Genomic DNA, 1,659 nt, shown 5'->3' with positions numbered 1-1,659 from the left:
CCCCCCCCCCGGGGGGGGCCTGCGGCCCCACCGCGGCGCGGTCACCGGACTCATCGGCCCGAACGGCGCGGGCAAATCGACCCTGTTCGACGTCATCAGCGGCCTGCGCAAGCCGACGACCGGACGGGTGCTGCTCGACGGCCGCGACATCACCCGGCTCAACCCAAGCAGGCGCGCCAAGCGCGGCCTCGCCCGCACCTTTCAGCGGCTCGAGCTGTTCGGCAGGCTGAGCGTGCGCGACAACCTGCTCGTCGCCGCCGAACTCGGCCCGAAGCGACGCCGGGCCGCCACGGTGGTCGCCGACATCATCGACCGCCTCGAGCTGCACGCGGTCGCCGACGCCACCACCGACACCCTGCCCACCGGCCTGGCCAGACAGGTCGAGGTGGCCCGCGCGATCGCCGCCCGGCCCGCCCTGCTGCTGCTCGACGAACCCGCCGCCGGTCAGGACCACACCGAGACCGCGCGTTTCGGTGCACTGCTGCGCGCCCTCGCCGACGACGGCACCGCGGTGCTGCTGGTCGAACACGACATGGACCTGGTGATGAACGTCTGCGACGAGGTGTTCGTGCTCGACCTGGGCAAGGTCATCGCCTCCGGGCCGCCCTCGGTCATCCGCACCGACGAGACGGTGCTCGCGGCCTACCTGGGAGAAGTATGAGAGTCCAGACCGTCCCCGAGAACACCGTCGCGGCAACGCCCTCGGTCGCGCGGACGCCGCTGTTGCGGTTGCGTGAGGTCAAGGCGGGCTACGGCGCCATCACCGTGCTCCACGGCGTGGACCTCGAGGTCGCGGCCGGTCAGGTGCTGGCCCTGCTCGGCCCCAATGGCGCGGGCAAGACCACCACCCTGCGTGTGGTGTCGGCGACCCACCCGATCGCCGCGGGCGCGCTCGAGCTGGGCGGGCGCGAGGTGACCGGCGCGTCCGCCCGCGACCTGGCCCGCGCGGGCGTGTGCCTGATCCCCGAGGGGCGCGGCATCTTCGCCAATCTCACCGTCCGCGAGAACCTCTGGATGATGACTTTCACCGGTCGAAGCCGGGCCGAGATCGAGGCCGTTGCCTTCGACCGGTTCCCCGTTCTCGGCAAGCGCGCCGGCCAGATCGCCGGCACCCTGTCCGGCGGTGAGCAACAGATGCTCGCCCTGGCCCGCGGCCTTGCCACCGACCCCGCCGTCCTGCTGCTCGACGAGCTGTCGATGGGCCTGGCGCCGCTGGTGGTCGCCGAACTCTACGAGGTGGTGGCCGACATCGCCCGGCAGGGCGTGGCGGTGCTGGTGGTCGAACAGTTCGCCGCGGCCGTGCTCGACATCGCCGACCGGGCCGCCGTATTGGTGCGCGGCCGCGTCGTGCGCAGCGGACCGCCCGCCGAGATCCGCGACGATTTGGCAGCCCTCTATCTAGGAAGTGCGACATGACCGAGGCCCGTATCACGGAGACCAGAGCCGACCGATTCATCCGCGAACTGCGGGCGATGAAGATCCCCGACCCCGCCGCCGGGCGCGCCGGGCTGTGGTTGCGCACCGGCGTGGCCCTGATGGCCGCCGGGCCGGTGCTCGCCCGGCTCGCCGATGTGCTGTCGCACGGCCCCACCGCCCCCCGGGGCCCCCGCGCCCCCCACGGGGGCGGGCGGGTGGGGCTCGCGCGGGGGGGGGGTGGGG

Annotated in this window: 2 protein-coding genes and 1 pseudogene; all 3 read left to right on the top strand. The window is 73.5% G+C overall.

Annotated elements, in window-relative coordinates; genetic code table 11:
- The first annotated feature begins 19 nt into the window (after positions 1-19).
- The gene (locus QH283_RS07650) at positions 20-661 is read left to right on the top strand and encodes an ABC transporter ATP-binding protein (RefSeq protein ID WP_280502318.1); all 642 of its coding nucleotides are present in this window, start codon (positions 20-22) and stop codon (positions 659-661) included.
- Positions 658-1,416, top strand: coding sequence for an ABC transporter ATP-binding protein (locus tag QH283_RS07645; RefSeq protein WP_280502317.1), 759 nt, complete (start codon positions 658-660; stop codon positions 1,414-1,416). Before QH283_RS07650 ends, QH283_RS07645 begins: the two co-directional genes overlap by 4 nt.
- A pseudogene (locus QH283_RS07640) lies at positions 1,413-1,659 on the top strand (hypothetical protein); the annotation flags it as partial. The gene QH283_RS07645 and the pseudogene QH283_RS07640, both read left to right, overlap by 4 nt.

It is taken from the genome of Nocardia farcinica (genome assembly GCF_029867845.1).
Taxonomy (GTDB): domain Bacteria; phylum Actinomycetota; class Actinomycetes; order Mycobacteriales; family Mycobacteriaceae; genus Nocardia; species Nocardia farcinica_A.
The sequence above is the reverse complement of the archived record's forward strand: the minus strand, read 5'-3'. Positions and strand labels throughout refer to the sequence as shown.

Bases quoted from the DNA above. Each gene is read 5' to 3' on its own strand.
- QH283_RS07645 (WP_280502317.1), top strand. From the start codon at position 658: ATGAGAGTCCAGACCGTCCCCGAGAACACCGTCGCGGCAACGCCCTCG.